Origin of the sequence: Streptomyces sp. NPDC050534, assembly GCF_044457745.1 — a bacterium.
Classification (GTDB): Bacteria; Actinomycetota; Actinomycetes; order Streptomycetales; family Streptomycetaceae; genus Streptomyces.
Map to the genome: position 1 here is coordinate 115,255 of NZ_JBITHF010000020.1, position 18,373 is coordinate 133,627.

Genomic DNA, 18,373 nt, shown 5'->3' on the forward strand with positions numbered 1-18,373 from the left:
TATCCGGCCGTCCTATGGACCCCGGCGCGAGCTCAGCTCTCGCGCTTCTCCTTGATCTTCGCCGCCTTGCCGCGCAGCTCGCGCAGGTAGTACAGCTTGGCGCGACGCACGTCACCGCGGGTGACGAGCTCGATCTTCTCCACGATCGGGGTGTGCACCGGGAAGGTGCGCTCGACGCCGACGGAGAAGGAGACCTTGCGGACCGTGAAGGTCTCGCGCACGCCGGCGCCCTGGCGGCGGATCACAACGCCCTTGAACTGCTGCACACGGGAGCGGTTGCCCTCGATGACGCGGACGTGGACGTTGACGGTGTCGCCCGGGCGGAACGCCGGGACGTCGCTGCGCAGCGACGCGGAGTCGACGGTGTCGAGCAGGTGAGACATTTCGTCTGCTTTCTTCGCCGATGCCACAGGTCATCAACGGGAACTAGGTTTTCGTGAAGGATGCTGCCGTCGTCGGGGCGGGCGTCGTGTCCCCCTGTGGCAGGGGCGCACGCCGGACGGCGCACAGCAGCGGCCTATTCTTCCACGCCCTGTGGCCTGCGCCAAAATCGGCCGTGCGGCTCCCCCTCCGGGTCCGGGGACCAGCCCAGGATGGAGAGCATCTCGCGGTCCTTCTTGTCGAAGGTCTTGGGGTCGCAGCGCTCGATGAGGTCGGGCCGGTTGGCCGCCGTACGCTTCAGGGCCTCGTCGCGGCGCCAGCGGGCGATCTTGCCGTGGTGGCCGCTGAGCAGCACGTCGGGGATGCCGCGACCGCGCCACTCGGGCGGCTTGGTGTAGACGGGGCCTTCCAGGAGGCTCGCCATGGCGCCGGGCGCGAAGGAGTCGTCCCGGTGGGACTCGGCGTTGCCGAGGACGCCGGGCAGGAGGCGGGCCACGGCCTCCGTGACGACCAGGACGGCTGCCTCGCCGCCGGCCAGGACGTAGTCGCCGATGGACACCTCGTACACGGGCATACGGCCGGCGTACTCGTCGATCACGCGGCGGTCGATGCCCTCGTAGCGCGCGGGCGTGAAGATCAGCCAGGGGCGCTCGGAGAGCTCCACGGCGAGCTCCTGGGTGAAGGGGCGGCCGCTGGGCGTGGGGACGATCAGGGCGGGCGCGTGGGAGCCCGTCTCGTATCCGTCGGCGAGGACGGAGTCGAGCGCGTCGCCCCAGGGATCGGTCTTCATGACCATGCCGGGGCCGCCGCCGTACGGCGTGTCGTCGACGGTGTTGTGGCGGTCGTACGTCCACGCGCGCAGGTCGTGCACATGGACGTTCAGCTGCCCACGCGCGCGTGCCTTGCCGACGAGGGAGACGTTCAGCGGTTCCAGGTACTCGGGGAAGATCGTGACGACGTCGAGGCGCATCTCTTACGACTCTTCCCGCGAGGAGACGATCTCCGCCTTGTCGTCGATCAGACCCGGCGGCGGGGTGATGACCGCCCGCTGCTCCTGGAGATCGATCTCGGTGACGATCTCCTCGACGAAGGGGATCATCACCTCGCTCCCGTCGGGCCGCTCGACGATGAAGAGGTCCTGGGACGGCAGGTGTGAGATCTCGGTGATCCGGCCGACCTCGACGCCGTCCGCGGTGACCACGTCCAGATCCATCAGCTGGTGGTCGTAGTACTCGTCCTCCTCCTCGGGCAGCTCCTCCGGATCGACCTCGGCGATCAGGAGGATGTTGCGGAGGGCTTCGGCGGCGGTGCGGTCCTTGACGCCCTCGAAGCGCAGGAGGAGACGGCCGCTGTGGACGCGGCCCGTCTCGATGGTGAGGGGTCCCGGGGCTGCGGGATCGGTGGTGAGCACCGCTCCGGGTGCGAGCCTGAGTTCCGGCTCGTCGGTGCGTACCTCGACGGTGACCTCGCCCTTGATGCCGTGGGCACGGCCGATCCGCGCGACTACCAGCTGCACGTGTCCAAATCTCCTGTCGTACGACTACGGGCCGGGGACGGCCCAGTGGCCCTCCCCGGCCCGAGCCGGTGTTGCGTTTGACGTCAGCGGACGTGGTCCACGTCGACGAGGTCGACGCGGACACCGCGGCCGCCGATGGCGCCCACGACGGTGCGCAGAGCGCGTGCGGTGCGGCCGTTGCGGCCGATCACCTTGCCGAGGTCGTCGGGGTGGACCCGGACCTCGAGCACGCGTCCGCGGCGCAGGTTGCGCGAGGCGACCTGCACATCGTCAGGGTTGTCGACGATGCCCTTCACGAGGTGCTCGAGAGCCTCCTCGAGCATGCTCAGGCCTCGGTCGACGCAGACGAAGACGACTCAGCGGCAGCCTCGTCCTTCTTCTCAGCCTTCTTCTTCTGGGTGATGGCCTCACCCTTGCCCTCGTCGTCGCCACCAAGGGCCTCGAACGAGGGGCGCGCGGCCTTCTCGGCCGGCTGCAGCAGCGGCGCCGGGGCGGGCTCGCCCTTGAACTTCTGCCAGTCGCCGGTCTTCTTCAGGATGGCGAGAACGGGCTCGGTCGGCTGGGCGCCGACGGAGAGCCAGTACGCCACGCGGTCCGCGTCGACCTCGATGCGGGACGGGTTCTGCACCGGGTGGTACAGACCGATCTCCTCGATCGCACGGCCGTCACGGCGGGTGCGGGAGTCGGCGACGACGATGCGGTAGTGAGGCGAACGGATCTTGCCCAGACGCTTCAGCTTGATCTTGACTGCCACGGGAGTGGGTTCTCCTGGATTTGACGTGGTTGGGCACGGCGAGATGGCCGCGTGGGGTTGCGGTACCCGAGTGCCCGACGGACGCGTCAGCCGGAGGAGAGAGGGGTCCTGTGCGGCTGTCGAGTACAGCTAGCCATTGTGCCACACCCTTCGGGTCGCTTTTGGCCGCGGGTGCCCGCGGGTGCCCGGGCACGCCTCAGGGGCACCCGGCACCGCGGGTGCCCCGAGGACGGTCGCACAGCCCACCGCAGGCTGCGCGGCTGCCACAGCACCGACAGCCACGAGATGCCGGTACCTCATACGGGCGGCTACGCCGCTCCCACGACCTCCGGAATCCGGAACGGCTTCCCGCAGCCGCCGCAGACGATCGGGGCCTGGGCGAGGACGGACGGGACCACGCGGACGTTACGGCCGCAGTCGCAGACCGCCTTCACCCGGACACCGCCACCGGACGAGCCGTGCCGGGCGGCCGGGCCCCGGAAGCTCTTCGGGGTGTCGGCGGAGGTGGCCGCCGTGTGGGCCTTCAGGGCGCGCTGGAGCCGCTCGATCGTCGGGCGGTAGCGGCGCTTGGCCTCGGGGTTGAGCGTGACCAGCGAGAAGCCGCTGCTGGGATGCGGTTCCTCGGGGTGGTCCAGGCCCAGCTCCTCGGCGATGGCGAGGAATCTGCGGTTGTGGTAGCGGCCGGCACGGGATGTGTCGCGCACGCCGCGCGCGGCGGCGATGCCATGGACTGCCTCATGGAGCAGTCGCTCGAAGGAGAGCTCGTGACCGCAGGCGGACGAGGACTCTCCGATCAGGGACTCGGGCGCGGCCAGATCGGGCAGCTCGGGGTGGTACCGCTGAATATCGGCCCACGCCTGTGCCAGCTCTGCGGCCAGAACAGGTGGTGTCTGTGTCGTGCTCACGTAATGACAACGAGCGGGGGTGCCCCTGTGTTCCTATTCCGGGCCATCCCAAATAATTTGCACGTACCCGTCAGTTGCCGCTGATGCGTCCTGACGAGGGCGGGTGCGCTGATCTGCGGAGAAACCTCACAGCTCATACCAAGCCGGTACGTAGTCGGGGCTACGACCCGGCGCGTAGATGATGTCCACGCGCCGGTGCGGCGGTGATCCGCAGATGCGCAAGAGGCGTTTCGGCCGCTCTCGCGGGCGGAACGCGCTACCTCACTAAGCGCCGCCGGCGCCCGCGACGTTACCGGGCGCCTCCCCGCACCCCGGCACCGGCCCTTCCCGGCGGGCAGACGCCGTACGGCCGCGCCGCGTGCCGCCGGTGCGGATCCGGTGATCGTAGTGGCCCAGGTTGCCGGGATGTGAAATCTCGCCACTCCCGCAGCGAACCCTCAAGCCGAGCCCCGATAGCACTGGACGCGCGGTCGAGTGCGGAGTTACCTGGCATACGGGGGGAGTGCGAGCGCACGTCACGGGGGCTACGGAAAAGGGCACAGCGGCAACTCTCGGCGGATTGGGGCGCTTTACATGACACCTACGCTCGTGCGGCGGCACTTCTCCCACGCGGGTGAGACACCCCCTGTGGACCGGTGTGCACGCGCGCGTGACTGGTCCGAGATCCAGGAGCGGATGCTGGTCCCGCTCTACGAGGCCGTCTACGAGCGACTGGAAGTGGGCGCCGGCACCCGGCTGCTGGGGCTCGGCTGCGGCAGCGGGCTCGCCCTTCTCATGGCGGCGTCCAGAGGGGCCGCGGTCACCGGCATCGACCACTCCTGCCCCGAACGGCTCGCCCTCGCGCGGGAGCGGCTGCTCCCGGACACGTGGCGCACACGCGCGCGTGCGGGCGCCCGGCTCGTCGACGGTTCACCCGAGGACATAGGGTCCGCGAGCGGCGCGGAGACGCCCGCGTTCACCCTGGTGACCGCTTTCGAGCCCATCGGGTGTCTGGCGGGCGACTCGGAGGGGCTCGGCGGGCTGTTGCAGGCAGCGACGCCGCTCGCCGAGCGCGGGGCGCCCGTGGTGCTCGCCGGCTGGGGTCCGCCGGAACGCTGCACCACGTCGTCCGTCCTGCGGGTGGCCACCAGACTGGCGGATCCGCTGCGCAGCGCGGGCAGTTGGCGCCCCGCCCTTCGCGACGACCTGGAGGAGGTGGCCCAGCGGGCGGGGCTGAAGCCCGACGGCTCGGGACGGGTCGCGTGTCCCTTCGGGTACGCCGACGTGGAGAGCGCGGTACGGGGGCTGCTGTCGACGGGCGTGTTCGACGCGGCGGTCTCCGCGACGGACCCGGCGCAGGTGGACAAGGAGCTGACGGAGGCACTGCATCCGTATCTGCGGCCGGACGGGACCGTGTGGATGCCGAACGTCTTCCGGTACCTGATCGCGCGGGTCCCCTAGGACCCGGCCTTCAGTGCTCGTCGCTCGGGGCCGGATCGTCGGTCTCGTCCTTCGTCAGGCCTCGTCCTCCGCCAGGTCTCGTCCTTCGTCAGGCGCGTGACGCCCGCGATGCGGTAGGCGTCCGCCTCCTCCAGGGTCTCGTTCTCCAGCAACGCGTGGGCGAGTGCGTCGAGTTGGGAGCGGTGGTCGCTCAGCTTGCGGCGCGCCTCGTCGTAGCACTCGTCGACGATCCGGCGCATCTCGTCCTCGATCACGTCGAGGGTCTGCGGGGCCGCCGCGAGGCCGTACGCCTGCTGGGCGTCGCCGGGCAGGGCGGACAGCCGGCCGACGCGCTCGCTCATCCCCCACCGGGCGACCATGCCGCGCACGATGTTGGTGACCTGCTCCAGGTCGTTCTCGGCGCCGGTCGTGACGACGCCGTAGACGACCTGCTCCGCGGCCATGCCGCCGAGGGCTCCGATGATGCGGCCGCGCAGGTACTGCTCGGTGTACGCGTACTTGTCGGACTCCGGTGTCGAGAGCGTGACGCCGAGGGCTCGGCCGCGCGGGACGATGGTGATCTTGCGGACGGGGTCGGCGCCGGGCTGGAGCATGCCGAGCAGTGCGTGGCCGCTCTCGTGGTACGCGGTGCGCCGGCGTTCCTCCTCGGGCATCACCAGGGGCCGTTCGGCGCCCAGTTGGACCTTTTCCAGGGCCTCCGAGAGGTCGCCCTGGGTCACCCGCTCCTGTTTGCGCTTGACGGCGAGCAGGGCCGCCTCGTTGGCGAGGTTGGCGAGTTCCGCGCCGGTCATGCCCGGGGTCGTACGGGCGACCTGGGCGAGGTCGACGTCCCGGGCGAGCGGGATCTCGCGGGTGTGGATCCGCAGGATGGCCGCGCGGCCGTCCCGGTCCGGGGGCGAGACCTGGACGACGCGGTCGAAGCGGCCGGGGCGGGTCAGGGCCGGGTCGAGGACGTCGGCGTGGTTGGTGGCGGCGATGACGATGACGCCCTCGGAGCCCGAGAAGCCGTCCATTTCGGTCAGGATCTGGTTCAGCGTCTGCTCACGCTCGTCGTGGCCGCCCATGCCCGAACCACCGCCGCGGGCCCGGCCGATGGTGTCGATCTCGTCGATGAAGATGATCGACGGGGCCACCTTGCGGGCCTCCGCGAACAGCTCACGCACGCGTGAGGCTCCCCCATCGCCGACGATCATCTCGATGAACTCGGAGGCGGAGGCGGAGAAGAAGGGCACGCCCGCCTCGCCGGCGACGGCGCGCGCGAGGAGGGTCTTGCCGGTGCCGGGCGGGCCGGTGAGCAGCACGCCGCGCGGCATCTTGGCGCCCATCCTGCGGTAGGCGTCGGGGTTCTTGAGGAAGTCGACGACGTCGTTGAGCTCGCCCTCGACCTCGTCGATGCCGGCCACGTCCTCGAAGGTCGTGCGCTCCTGCCCCGGTTCCAGCTCGACCGGTTTGGGCGGCGCCTTGCGGCCGAGCATCCCGCCCGCCCCGCCGAGCCCCGCGCTCATCCGCCGGGCGATGAAGACCCACACCGCGATCAGGAGCAGCATCGGTGCCAGCGAGATCAGCAGATTGGCCGGAAACCTACGGTGCTGGACGACCGGCTCCGCCGTGACGGTGACGTCGTGCTTGGTCAGGTCCTCCCAGAGCTTGCCGTCCGCGAAGGACGGGCGCCGGGTGTTGAACCTGGTGTACGTGCCCTCGCCCTCGGGATTGTCCCGGCCCTTCTTGAGCTGGCCCTGGATCGCGTCGCCCTTGGCGTAGATCTTCTTGACGTTGCCCGCGTCGACCTGCTTGCTGAACTCGGTGTACGAGATCGTCGGCTCGTCGCCCTCGTTGAAGAACGACAGGACCAGGTTCGCGATCAGGTACACGACCAGCGCGGTGAGGATCAGGCTCCACCAGCCGCCCCGCATCTTGCGCCCGCCCGGAGCCGCCGGCTTCGGCGGCTCGTCGGGCGTGCCCTCCGTGCGCCAGGGCTGGTCCGGCGACTTGCGCGGCGGCGCGGGGTTGGTCATATCCGGACGTTACGGCAACGACCAACCCCCGGCACACGCAGCGGGCGAACCCGGCCCCCGGGCCCACCGGGGTACTCAGCCCATGAACTTCTTGAACTCGTCCGGGAGCTCGAAGTCCTGCGGGGCCTGCTGGCCCGGCAGGCCGAAGGCGCCGCCCTCGGCGGCGGCGGCCCGGCGTGCGGCCTCCTCCTGCTCCTGCTGCTTGCGCTTCATCGGGTTGCCGGAGCGCTGCTTGCCCTTGGCCTTCTTAGGCTGCTTCTTGCTGCGGCCGGGGCCGCCGCCCATGCCCGGCACCCCGGGCATCCCCGGCATGCCGCCGCCCTGCGCCATGCGGGACATCATCTTGCGGGCCTCGAAGAACCGCTCGACCAGGTTCTTCACGGCGCTGACCTCGACGCCGGAACCCCTGGCGATACGGGCGCGGCGCGAGCCGTTGATGATCGTCGGCTCCTGGCGCTCGGCCGGGGTCATCGACTTGATGATCGCGGCCGTGCGGTCGACGTCGCGCTCGTCGAGGTTGTTGATCTGGTCCTTGATCTGGCCCATGCCCGGGAGCATGCCGAGCAGCTTGCTGATGCTGCCCATCTTCCTGACCTGCTCCATCTGGGCCAGGAAGTCGTCCAGGGTGAAGTCCTGGCCCTTCTTCGACGCCAGCTTGGAGGCCATCTTCTGGGCCTCTTCCTGGCTGAACGTCTTCTCCGCCTGCTCGATCAGGGTGAGCAGGTCACCCATGTCGAGGATGCGGGAGGCCATCCGGTCCGGGTGGAAGGCGTCGAAGTCCTCGAGCTTCTCGCCGTTCGACGCGAACATGATGGGCGTGCCGGTGACCTGGCGGATCGACAGGGCGGCACCACCGCGGGCGTCACCGTCGAGCTTGGAGAGCACGACACCGTCGAAGCCGACGCCGTCACGGAAGGCCTCGGCGGTGGTGACCGCGTCCTGGCCGATCATCGCGTCGACGACGAACAGGATCTCGTCCGGGGAGACGGCGTCGCGGATGTCCGCGGCCTGCTGCATCATCTCCTGGTCGATGCCGAGGCGGCCGGCGGTGTCGACGACCACGATGTCGTGGACCTTGGACTTCGCGAAGTCGATGGAGTCCTTGGCGACCTTGACCGGGTCGCCCACGCCGTTGCCCGGCTCGGGCGCGTAGACCGCGACGCCGGCGCGCTCGGCGACGACGCTCAGCTGGTTCACGGCGTTGGGGCGCTGGAGGTCGGCGGCGACCAGCAGCGGCGAGTGGCCCTGCTCCTTCAGCCAGTGGCCGAGCTTGCCCGCGAGGGTGGTCTTACCGGCACCCTGCAGACCCGCCAGCATGATCACGGTGGGCGGCTGCTTGGCGAAGCGCAGGCGCCGGGTCTCGCCGCCGAGGATCGTGACGAGCTCGTCGTTGACGATCTTCAGAACCTGCTGGGCGGGGTTCAGCGCCCGGGAGACCTCGGCGCCGAGGGCACGCTCCTTGACGTTCTTGATGAACGACCGGACGACGGGCAGCGCCACGTCGGCCTCGAGGAGCGCGATGCGGATCTCGCGCGCGGTGGCGTCGATGTCCGCCTCGGAGAGCCGTCCCTTGCCGCGCAGGTTCTTGAAAGTCGCTGAGAGGCGATCGGAAAGAGTATCGAACACGGCGCTCGCGGTCCTCGGGGTCGGTGGCAGCTGACGAATCGCCCTCCAGGGTATCCCGGGTCGGTACGACGCCGGGATCCCGTGTTCAGCCCCGCAACATCTCCTCCAGTTTCCGGGCCACGGACGCCGCCTCCTCGCCCGGCAGAGGCGCGCCCTCCGGGCCGGTCACGTAAAAGGCGTCCACGGCGTTCGCGCCCAGGGTGGAGACGTGGGCGCTGCGGACCTGGACGTTCGCGTCCTCCAGGGCGCGGCCGATGCGGAACAGCAGGCCAGGGGCGTCCTGGGCGCGGACCTCTATCACCGTGGCCAGGTGGGAGGCGGCCGGGGCGACGGTCACGCGGGGCGGTGGGGCCACGACGCCCCGGCGGCGCGGGTACGCGGCGTCGCGTTCGGCGAGGCGGCCCGCGATGTCCAGGGAGCCGTCGAGGGCGCGGACCAGGTCGGCGCGCAGCCGGGCGGCCTGCGGAAGGGAGCCGTACTCCGCGGCGACCCGCCAGTTCAGCAGCAGAACCGAGCCGTCGACGCCGTCCGGCAGCTCCAGGGCGCGCAGTTCCGCGGTGCGGACGGTCAGCCGGTGCACGGCGAGCACGCCGGACACGGCGGGCAGCACTCCGGGCTGGTCCGGTACGGCGATGAGGAGTTCGACGCCGAGCGGCTCCGGGTCGCCGGCCGGCTGTTCCTCCGCCGGCGGCTCGGTCTGCGCGCGCAGGGACAGCACCGGGCTGCCCGTCGCGACCGCCTCGATGGCCAGGCGTTCCTGTTCGGCGGTGGGCGCGGCCGCCTCGGGCTCGTCCAGCGGGTCGCCGGCGAACACCGCGGACACCCGCTTGACCAGGTCCGCCACGAGCGAACCGCGCCAGGACGACCAGGCGGCCGGGCCGGTGGCCAGCGCGTCCGCCTCGGTCAGCGCGTGCAGCAGCTCCAGCGTGGACTGCGTGCGGACGGCCTCGGCGACCGAGCGGACCGTGGCCGGGTCCTCCAGGTCGCGGCGGGTGGCCGTGTCGATCAGCAGCAGGTGGTGGCGGACGAGGGTGGCGATCACGGCGACGTCCTCGCGGTCGAAGCCGATGCGCGCGGCCACGTCCTTGGCGATGATCTCGCCGGCCACCGAGTGGTCGCCGGGCCAGCCCTTGCCGATGTCGTGCAGCAGGGCGGCGACCAGGAGCAGGTCCGGGCGGTGGACGCGGCGGGTGAACTCGGAGGCGCGGACGGCTGTCTCGATCAGGTGCCGGTCGACGGTCCACAGGTGCACGGCGTTGCGCTGCGGGCGGCAGCGCACCCGCTCCCAGTCCGGCAGGAGCTGGGTGATCAGGCCCTCCGCCTCCAGCGCCTCCCATACGTCCACGGTCGGGCGGCCCGAGCCGAGCAGGGTCACGAGCTGTTCGCGGGCCTCCGCGGGCCAAGGCGTGGGCAGCGGGCGCACGGTCGCCGCCAGGCGCCGTACGGCGTGCAGGGAGAGCGGCAGGCCGGACTGGGCGGCGGCGGCCGCGGCACGCAGCGGCAGCACGGGGTCGCGCTCGGGGCGGGCGGCACGGGCCAGCACGGCCTCGCCCTCCTGCTCGACCACGCCCTCGGCCAGCGGCGAGCGCTCGGCGACCGGCTTCCCGCCGCCGAGCATGGCGCGCAGCCGCGGCCGCACGGCCCGCGACTTGAGCACCCGGCCCACTTCGCGCCAGGTGACGTCACTGGCGTACGAGATGACGCGGGCCGCCTCGTACACCTCCCGCAGCAGCGTGTCGGCGTCGAGCAGACCGAGCTCGGCGGCGACCTGGTCCTGCTCCTGGAGCGCGAGCCGGTCGGTCGCGCGCCCGGTCGCCAGGTGCAGCGCGTCGCGTACGTCGAGCAGCCGCCGCCGGGCCTCGGCCAGGCCCTCGCGCGGGGCGTCCGCCACCCAGGAGGCGGCGACGGCGCGCAGCGTGGTGGCGTCCCGCAGCCCGCCGTGGGCCTCCTTCAGATCCGGCTCCAGCAGGTACTGCAGCTCGCCCTGCCGCTCGGCGCGCTCGGCGCCCAGCTCCTGGAGTTCGGGCAGGCGCTTGGGCGCCTGGTTGCGCCAGTCGGCGAGAACGGCCGTGCGCAGACCGGCCGTCAGCCCCATGTCACCGGCGATGTGGCGGGCGTCCAGGAGACCGAGCTGGACCTTCAGATCCTCCCCGGCCGTCTTGCGGGCCTCCGCCGGGGTGCGCACCGAGTGGTCCAGGGCGAGCCCGAGGTCCCAGACGGGGTACCAGATGCGGTCGGCGAGCGCGGCGACCGCCTCGGTGTCGCCGCCGTCGTGCAGGAGCAGCAGGTCCAGGTCGCTGCGTGGGGAGAGCTCACCGCGGCCGTAGCCGCCGACGGCGACCAGGGAGACCCCGCGCAGCCCCTCGGCGCCCGCGCCGAAGAGCCCCGCCAGCCACTTGTCCGTCAGCGCGGACAGGGCCGTACGGCGCGGCGGCCCGGACTGCGCCTCCTCGGTGAGGAGGCGCAGCCGGGCCGCCGCGTAGCCGCTGGGTCCCGAGTCCTCTGCTTCCTTGCGCACGTCCGTACTCGACACCCGGCGACTCCTGTTCCTTTTTTCGTTCAGAGCGCGTCGGGGCCGCGCTCGCCGGTCCGGACCCGGACGGCCGTCTCCACCGGGAGCGACCAGACCTTGCCGTCACCGATCTTGCCGGTCCTGGCCGCCTTGACGATGACGTCGACGAGCTGATCGGCGTCGTCGTCCTCGGCCAGGACCTCGATGCGGATCTTGGGTACCAGGTCGACGGTGTACTCGGCACCACGGTAGACCTCGGTGTGGCCCCGCTGACGACCGTAACCGCTCGCCTCCGTGACCGTCAGGCCATGGACGCCGAAGGCCTGGAGGGCCTCCTTGATCTCGTCGAGCCGGTGCGGCTTGACGACGGCGGTGATGAGCTTCATGCGTCCACCTTCTTGCTCTGGGCCGCTCCGGCACCGGCGGGCACGGCGTTACGGGCGGCGCCGCCGCCGGCGCCGCTGAAGTCGTATGCGGTCTCGGCGTGCTCGGCCTGGTCGATGCCGGAGATCTCCTCGTCCTCGGTGACCCGCATGCCGATGGTCTTGTCGAGGAGGAAGGCGAGGATCGCGGAGCAGATCAGGGAGTAGAAGAGGACTGCGAAGACACCGGCGCACTGGATCCAGAACTGGTGCATGCCGCCGCCGTAGAAGAGGCCCTTCACGTCGGACTGGCCCTTGCCGCTGGCGAAGAGGCCGATCAGCAGGGAGCCGAGGATACCGCCGACCATGTGGACGCCGACGACGTCGAGCGAGTCGTCGTAGTTGAACCGGTACTTCAGGCCGACGGCCGCGGCGCAGCCGACACCGGCGATGGCGCCGACCGCGATCGCGCCGAGCGGGGAGACCGCGCCGCCGGACGGCGTGATGGCGACCAGACCCGCGACGGCACCGGAGGCGGCGCCCAGCGTGGTGAACGCGCCGTGGCGGATCTTCTCGTAGGCGAGCCAGGCGCACATGGCGGCGGCGGTGGCGATCTGGGTGTTGACGAACATCAGCGGGCCGACGCCGTCGTCGTTGCCGAGCCAGGAGCCGGCGTTGAAGCCGAACCAGCCGAACCACAGCAGACCGGCACCGAGCATCACCAGCGGGAGGCTGTGCGGGCGCATCGGGTCCTTCTTGAAGCCGACGCGCTTGCCGATGACCAGGATCACGCCGAGCGCCGCGGCACCCGCGTTGATGTGGACCGCCGTACCGCCGGCGAAGTCGATCACACCGAGTTCGAAGGCCCAGCCGCCGGTGCCCCAGACCCAGTGGGCGACCGGGAAGTACACGACCGTGGCCCACAGGACGAGGAAGAGCGTCCAGGCCGAGAACTTGACGCGGTCCGCGAGGGCACCGCTTATCAGCGCGGGCGTGATGATCGCGAACATCATCTGGAAGACGGCGAACACGAAGACCGGGATCGTGTACCCGGACCAGATGTCCATCTTGTCGATGCCGGCCCAGCCGATGTAGTCGCCGGTCCAGCCGATGAGCGAGCCGTGGTCCGTACCGAACGCCATGGAGAAGCCGTACAGCACCCACAGGATGGTGATGACGCCCATGCTGATGAAGCTCATCATCAGCATGTTCAGGGTGCTCTTGACGCGGACCATGCCTCCGTAGAAGAAGGCGAGGCCCGGCGTCATGATCAGCACCAGTGCGGAAGCAATGAGCATGAAGCCTGTGTTGGCAGCCGACAGTTTGTCTGCGGCTAGCGTGATGGCTGGTGCCATCGGCGTCTCCTCGTCGTTAATACGGCCCCGTGCGGGCGAAGCCTGAAGCGGGCATGAGGGGTGGGCCGGTTATGCGCCATGAGATTGGCGCAGCGCGGTTTCGGTGGAAGCCCCTCGTTGTTTCGCCGCCGTGACGAAGGCGCCGTGCGTGTTACGCCTCGATGAACTGCCGGATGCCGGCCGAGATGATCGTTATCTTGGCGCAACCTTCCGCGATGGAAGGAATCCGGCCGCGGACGGCCTTCCGATGACCTGGCACGGGGGAGCCGAGTCGGGCAGTTCGGGAGGGCCGGCCGCGGCCGGGGTCAGGGGATTCAGACCGCCTCGACGGTCTCGGGGAGCTCCAGTGCGAGCTTCTCGGTGAGGTCGACGACCTCGGCCAGGTCCCCGAATTCGCGTACGGCGGTGTCGACCGTCTTTCGGATACGAGTGTTCACGCGCTCGGAGCGCACCTTCTTGGCGATGTGCATGGCCTTCTCGGCCAGCACCGCGCTCCGCTCGGGCTCGCGCTGGAGCAGGTGCACCGTGGCCATGCCGATGAGATTCAGTGCGTACGAGCGCTGGTGCTCGGCGTCCTGGGCGAACAGGTCGACCGCCCGCTGCATGACGGGCTCGGCCAGGGAGGCGTACGTCGGGCTGCGGCCGGCGACGTAGGCGAGGTCGCGGTAGGAGTGGCTGTTCTCGCCGTGCAGCTCGGCCTCGGAGAAGAAGCGGATCCAGTCGGCGTCCGGCTCGTCCCACTCGTCCACGTCGGCGAAGGTGTCCTCGGCCATCCGCACCGCGCGCTTGCACTTGCCGGGCTGCCCCATGTTGGCGTACGCGCGGGCCTCCATCGCATACAGCATCGACTGGGTGCGGGGGCTCGCGCAGTCCCGGCTGCCGTACTGCGCGAGGTGGATGAGCTCCAGGGCGTCCTCGGGGCGCCCGAGGTGGATCATCTGCCGGCTCATGCTGGACAGGACGTAGGAGCCGAGCGGCTTGTCGCCCGCCTCCTTGGCGGCGTGCAGGGCGAGGACGAAGTACTTCTGGGCGGTGGGCTGGAGCCCTACGTCGTACGACATCCAGCCCGCGAGCTCGGCCAGTTCGGCGGCGACCTTGAACAACTTCCGGGTGGTCGCCTCGGGTTGGGGCTCCTGGAGGAGGTCCGTCACCTCGTGCAGTTGGCCGACGACCGCCTTGCGGCGCAGACCGCCGCCGCACTGGGCGTCCCACTGACGGAACATCACCGTGGTGGACTGCAGGAGGTCCAGCTCCGGCCTGGAGAGCCGGCCGGCCCGGCGGGAGACGGCGGCCGACTCGGGCTCCGCCTGCGGCGCCTGGGGCGAGGGCACCAGCCAGCGCTGCATGGGCTCGATGAGGGACGGGCCCGCGGACAGGACCAGCGAGGTCCCGAGGAAGCCGCGCCGCGCCAGCATCAGGTCGCTGCGCGAGAACTCGCTGAGCAGCGCCACCGTCTGCGGGCCCGTCCAGGGCAGGTCGACGCCGGTCGCGGAGGGTGACTGGCGTGCCGTGCGCAGACCGAGGTCGTCGACGGAGACCACACAGCCGAAGCGCTCGGAGAACAGCTCGGACAGGATTCTGGGGATGGGCTCGCGGGGATTCTCGCCGTCCAGCCAGCGGCGCACCCGGGAGGTGTCCGTGGAGATGTGGTTGGCGCCCAACTGGCGTGCCCTGCGGTTGACTTGGCGGGCGAGCTCACCCTTCGACCAGCCGCTGCGCACGAACCAGGAAGTGAGCAGCTCGTTGGGGCGTTTGTCGATGCTGGTCGCGGTCGTCCCGCTTCCGCCGTTGCCGCTCACTGGAACGCCCCCATCCCTGAGACCACTTGTCGCCGAGTGCGCCAAGCCCTATCAGAATGCCGGTAAATACGGCCTCCCGTCCGCCGGTTCTCACCCTTCGAACGGGATACCGACTTGCCTCCGGCATACCCACGAGTGCATGTGCCCCCAGGACCCGTGCACTCAAAGTAATCCTACGATCACCCGTCCAGCCATGGCGATCCCGGAAACGCCACCATTCGCCACCCCTTCGAATGAACTCCCGGTGGCCTGCACGCGATTCACTTGACATAGACCGATCGGGAGTAGGCGGAGCGATGCACTCAGGGGCGCGCGTCGTCGAGTTCACCACCAGAGGCACCTCCAGCGCCGCCCGGACCAAGCGGGGTGGGTGACTCGGACATCACACAGGGTCACGATCCGCATCCGCGTCGTAACCACCGACGCGTCGGACCCGTTGGAGGGGGCATGGGCTTCACCATCGGTGGTATCCGGGAGATCCGCTCCGGCTCGCGTCGGCGCGGCCGCTCCTCGGAGTGCACCGCCGTCGCCGAGTTCACCGGGCTGTGGGGCTGGGACGTCGTGGCCGGCGCGCGGGCCTCGGGGGGCGAATGCTCCTGCGGCCGGGTGGACTGCGGCGCACCCGGGGCGCACCCCCTGGAGTTCGCACCCCCGGTCCCGGCCGGCGCCACGCTCGACGACGTGACCAGGACCTGGGGCGAGTTCCCCGGAGCGTCGGTCATGCTCGCGGTCGGCCGATCCTTCGACGTCGTCGACGTGGCCGAGGCGACCGGCCGCCGCGCCCTGGTCCGCCTGGAGCGCATGGGCCTGCCCGTCGGCCCGGTCACCGCGACCCCGGAGGGCCGCGCCCAGTTCTTCGTCGCCCCCGGCGCCGCCGCCGGACTGCCCGAACTGCTCTACCGCATGGGCTGGGACGACCCGACCTCGCTCGACCTCCGCGGCCTCGGCCCCGGGACGTACATCACGGCCCCGCCCTCCGACCGCGGCGGCCGGGGCCCCGCGCGGTGGCTGCGCCGGCCCGCGCTGGACTCGGCCACGAAACCGCCGGCGGCACGGCTGCTGCTGGGAACCCTGGCGTACGTGGCACACCGGTCCCGGGCGTAGCGGTACGAGGCACACGCCGTACGAGCCGCACAGCGAAGCGCCCGCTCCCCAACTGCACCTTGGGAGGCGGGCGCTTCTTCCTTCTCGTACCGTTGTCGGCCGGCGGTGTCACTCTCCGACGAGGGCGTCAACGAACGCCTCCGGCTCGAACGGCGCCAGGTCGTCCGCGCCTTCGCCCAGACCCACCAGCTTGACCGGCACGCCCAGTTCACGCTGGACCGCGATCACGATGCCGCCCTTGGCCGTGCCGTCCAGCTTGGTGAGCACGATGCCGGTGATGTCGACGACCTCGGCGAACACCCGGGCCTGCACCAGACCGTTCTGCCCGGTCGTGGCGTCGAGGACGAGCAGCACCTCGTCCAGCGGGGCGTGCTTCTCGACGACGCGCTTGACCTTGCCGAGCTCGTCCATGAGACCGGTCTTGGTGTGCAGGCGCCCGGCGGTGTCGATGAGGACGACGTCGGAGCCCATCTCCTTGCCCTCCTTCACCGCGTCGAAGGCGACGGAGGCGGGGTCGCCGGCCTCGGGCCCGCGCACGGTGTAGGCGCCGACGCGCTCGCCCCAGGTCTGCAGCTGGTCGGCTGCGGCGGCCCGGAAGGTGTCGGCGGCGCCCAGGACCACGGTGCGGCCGTCGGCCACGAGGACGCGGGCGAGCTTGCCGGTGGTGGTGGTCTTGCCGGTGCCGTTGACTCCGACGACCATCACGATGCCGGGCTTGCTGGTCTCCGGCTCGGTCCTGACCGTGCGGTCCATGTCGGTGCCGACGAGCTTGAGGAGCTCTTCGCGCAGCAGGCCGCGCAGCTCGGCGGGGGTGCGGGTGCCGAGCACCTTCACCCGCTCGCGCAGGCTCTCGACCAGCTCCTGGGTCGGGGCCACACCGACGTCGGCGGTGAGCAGGATGTCCTCGATCTCCTCCCAGGTGTCCTCGTCGAGGTGCTCGCGCGACAGGAGCGTGAGCAGGCCCTTGCCGAGCGCGTTCTGGGAGCGCGAGAGACGGGTGCGGAGGCGTACGAGCCGGCCGGCGGCCGGCTCGGGAACCTCGATCTCGGGGACCTCGACGAAGGGAGGCTCCTCGACGGCGACGGGAGCCGAGCCGTCCGGGAGATCCACCTCCTCTATGGTCCGGCGTGGTTCGTCGCGGGGCGTCTCGGCCTCGTCGCCGACGTGCGGTTCGGCCGGAGGGGCCGTGATGTCGGGCGCGGCGGGCGGGGGCGGGGGCAGCGGCTTCTTGCGCCGGGTGCCGATGACGAGCCCGCCGAGCGCGCCGATCACGACCACGGCGATGACTACAGCAAGGATGACGGTTTCCATAACCCGACCAGTATCGGTCATGGAGTCCTGCGGCACCCCTCTGGATGTCTGACACTCCGTCAGCTAACGTCCGCTTCCACACCCGCCCGGTGAAGGGGAGCCCCCCATGCCCGTCACGGTCGTCCGCTTCAACCTCGTAGAGCCCGACGCCACCCCCGCCTCCCTCGGCGCCCGCTACCGGGCGGCCCTGGACATGGCGACATATGCCGACGAACACGGCATCACCACCGTGCAGACCGAGGAGCACCACGGCGTCGCGAACAACTGGCTGCCCTCGCCCTTCGTCTTCGCGGGCGCGGTCTTCGGCGCGACCAGCCGTGTCGCGGTGACCGTCTCGGCGGTGATCGGCCCGCTGCACGACCCGCTCCGGCTGGCCGAGGAGATCGCCGTCCTGGACCTGATCAGCGGCGGGCGGCTGGTGACGGTCGCGGGGATCGGATACCGGCCCGAGGAGTACGCGCTGTTCGACGTGGAGTGGAAGCGCCGCGGGAAGCTCCAGGACGAGGTGCTGGAGACCCTGCTGAAGGCCTGGACCGGCGAGCCCTTCGAGTACCGCGGCCGTACAGTGCGGATCACGCCCCGCCCGCTCACCGAGCCGCACCCCCTGCTGCTGGTCGGCGGCTCCTCTGAGGCCGCCGCCCGCCGGGCCGCCCGCCTCGGCCTCCCCTTCTTCCCCAGCGCGCATCTGCCGGAGCTGGAGGCGTACTACAAGGAGCGGCTCGTCGAGTACGGCACCGAGGGCTGGACCATGATGCCCACCGCCGAGACCCCGCTGCTGCACATCGCCGAGGACCCGGACCGGGCGTGGGCCGAGTACGGCCGGCACTTCCTGCACGAGGCGCGGACGTACGCCTCCTGGCAGTCCGGGGACATCCGCTCCGCCGTGAAGTCCTCCGCCACGACCGTGGAGGACCTGCGTACGGAGGGCGTCTACCGCATCCTCACCCCCGACCAGTGCGTGGACCTGGGCCTCGACAACCTCGTCCTGCACCCACTGGCCGGCGGGATGCCCCCGGAGGAGGGCTGGCGCAGCCTGCGCCTGTTCACCGAACGGGTGCTGCCGCGGCTGACGGACTGAGGACCCCGCGCCGGCGCGGGGTACGAGACCGCCGCCCCGGCTCGGTCACTGGCCGAGCCGGGGCGGCGGTGGGGTGCGAGGAGAGGGGCAGCGGGGACTGGGCCCGTCTCCTCGGCTCGGGGGGGGCCTCAGCCCATCTCCTCCAGCGCCTTGCCCTTCGTCTCCTTCACGAACTTCAGGACGAACGGGATGGAGAGCGCCGCGAAGGCCGTGTA

At 71.0% G+C, this 18,373-nt stretch carries 16 protein-coding genes; 3 read left to right on the plus strand and 13 right to left on the minus strand.

The annotated features are described in order from the left end of the window. Positions 1-32: 32 nt before the first annotated feature. From rplS to ACIBN2_RS43240, 6 genes are all read right to left on the minus strand, one after another. The gene (gene rplS / locus ACIBN2_RS43215; RefSeq protein WP_234847506.1) at positions 33-383 is read right to left on the minus strand and encodes a 50S ribosomal protein L19; all 351 of its coding nucleotides are present in this window, start codon (positions 381-383) and stop codon (positions 33-35) included. A gap of 134 nt (positions 384-517) precedes the next feature. Continuing rightward, entirely contained in the window at positions 518-1,351 is an 834-nt protein-coding gene (gene trmD, locus ACIBN2_RS43220) for a tRNA (guanosine(37)-N1)-methyltransferase TrmD (RefSeq protein ID WP_399143194.1), read from the minus strand. 3 nt (positions 1,352-1,354) lie between these two features. Further along, the gene (rimM, locus tag ACIBN2_RS43225) at positions 1,355-1,897 is read right to left on the minus strand and encodes a ribosome maturation factor RimM (RefSeq protein ID WP_399143196.1); all 543 of its coding nucleotides are present in this window, start codon (positions 1,895-1,897) and stop codon (positions 1,355-1,357) included. Between the two features lie 83 nt (positions 1,898-1,980). Beyond that, positions 1,981-2,220, minus strand: a complete 240-nt coding sequence (locus tag ACIBN2_RS43230; RefSeq protein WP_003973401.1) for an RNA-binding protein — start codon at positions 2,218-2,220, stop codon at positions 1,981-1,983. A 2-nt stretch (positions 2,221-2,222) separates the two neighbouring features. Continuing rightward, complete coding sequence (gene rpsP, locus ACIBN2_RS43235) at positions 2,223-2,651, minus strand: 30S ribosomal protein S16 (protein WP_399143198.1); 429 nt, start codon at positions 2,649-2,651, stop codon at positions 2,223-2,225. A 308-nt stretch (positions 2,652-2,959) separates the two neighbouring features. Next, positions 2,960-3,556, minus strand: a complete 597-nt coding sequence (locus ACIBN2_RS43240; RefSeq protein ID WP_384263272.1) for a hypothetical protein — start codon at positions 3,554-3,556, stop codon at positions 2,960-2,962. Between the two features lie 573 nt (positions 3,557-4,129). Here ACIBN2_RS43240 and ACIBN2_RS43245 point away from each other — a divergent pair. After that, positions 4,130-4,996, plus strand: a complete 867-nt coding sequence (locus tag ACIBN2_RS43245) for an SAM-dependent methyltransferase (protein WP_399143200.1) — start codon at positions 4,130-4,132, stop codon at positions 4,994-4,996. On the opposite strand, the gene ftsH is transcribed toward ACIBN2_RS43245, so the two are convergent. From ftsH to ACIBN2_RS43275, 6 genes are all read right to left on the minus strand, one after another. Then, on the minus strand, positions 4,993-7,011 hold the full coding sequence (gene ftsH / locus ACIBN2_RS43250; protein WP_399143202.1) for an ATP-dependent zinc metalloprotease FtsH: 2,019 nt from the start codon (positions 7,009-7,011) through the stop codon (positions 4,993-4,995). The genes ACIBN2_RS43245 and ftsH overlap by 4 nt on opposite strands. Before the next feature lie 75 nt (positions 7,012-7,086). After that, entirely contained in the window at positions 7,087-8,637 is a 1,551-nt protein-coding gene (ffh, locus tag ACIBN2_RS43255) for a signal recognition particle protein (RefSeq protein ID WP_399143203.1), read from the minus strand. An 85-nt stretch (positions 8,638-8,722) separates the two neighbouring features. Beyond that, positions 8,723-11,170, minus strand: a complete 2,448-nt coding sequence (locus tag ACIBN2_RS43260; RefSeq protein WP_399143205.1) for a [protein-PII] uridylyltransferase — start codon at positions 11,168-11,170, stop codon at positions 8,723-8,725. A gap of 26 nt (positions 11,171-11,196) precedes the next feature. Then, the gene (locus tag ACIBN2_RS43265; RefSeq protein ID WP_399143207.1) at positions 11,197-11,535 is read right to left on the minus strand and encodes a P-II family nitrogen regulator; all 339 of its coding nucleotides are present in this window, start codon (positions 11,533-11,535) and stop codon (positions 11,197-11,199) included. After that, complete coding sequence (locus ACIBN2_RS43270) at positions 11,532-12,866, minus strand: ammonium transporter (RefSeq protein WP_399143209.1); 1,335 nt, start codon at positions 12,864-12,866, stop codon at positions 11,532-11,534. The genes ACIBN2_RS43265 and ACIBN2_RS43270 overlap by 4 nt, the downstream gene beginning before the upstream one ends. 314 nt (positions 12,867-13,180) lie before the next feature. After that, positions 13,181-14,665 (minus strand): hypothetical protein, encoded by a 1,485-nt coding sequence (locus ACIBN2_RS43275; RefSeq protein ID WP_399143211.1) that lies wholly within the window; start codon positions 14,663-14,665, stop codon positions 13,181-13,183. Positions 14,666-15,112: 447 nt separating this feature from the next. Between ACIBN2_RS43275 and ACIBN2_RS43280 the strand changes: the two genes are divergently transcribed. Beyond that, positions 15,113-15,769 (plus strand): bifunctional DNA primase/polymerase, encoded by a 657-nt coding sequence (locus ACIBN2_RS43280; protein ID WP_399143213.1) that lies wholly within the window; start codon positions 15,113-15,115, stop codon positions 15,767-15,769. Between the two features lie 108 nt (positions 15,770-15,877). On the opposite strand, the gene ftsY is transcribed toward ACIBN2_RS43280, so the two are convergent. After that, the gene (gene ftsY, locus ACIBN2_RS43285) at positions 15,878-17,080 is read right to left on the minus strand and encodes a signal recognition particle-docking protein FtsY (RefSeq protein WP_399143215.1); all 1,203 of its coding nucleotides are present in this window, start codon (positions 17,078-17,080) and stop codon (positions 15,878-15,880) included. A 106-nt stretch (positions 17,081-17,186) separates the two neighbouring features. Between ftsY and ACIBN2_RS43290 the strand changes: the two genes are divergently transcribed. After that, on the plus strand, positions 17,187-18,158 hold the full coding sequence (locus ACIBN2_RS43290) for an LLM class flavin-dependent oxidoreductase (RefSeq protein ID WP_399143217.1): 972 nt from the start codon (positions 17,187-17,189) through the stop codon (positions 18,156-18,158). The last annotated feature ends 215 nt before the right edge of the window (positions 18,159-18,373 follow it).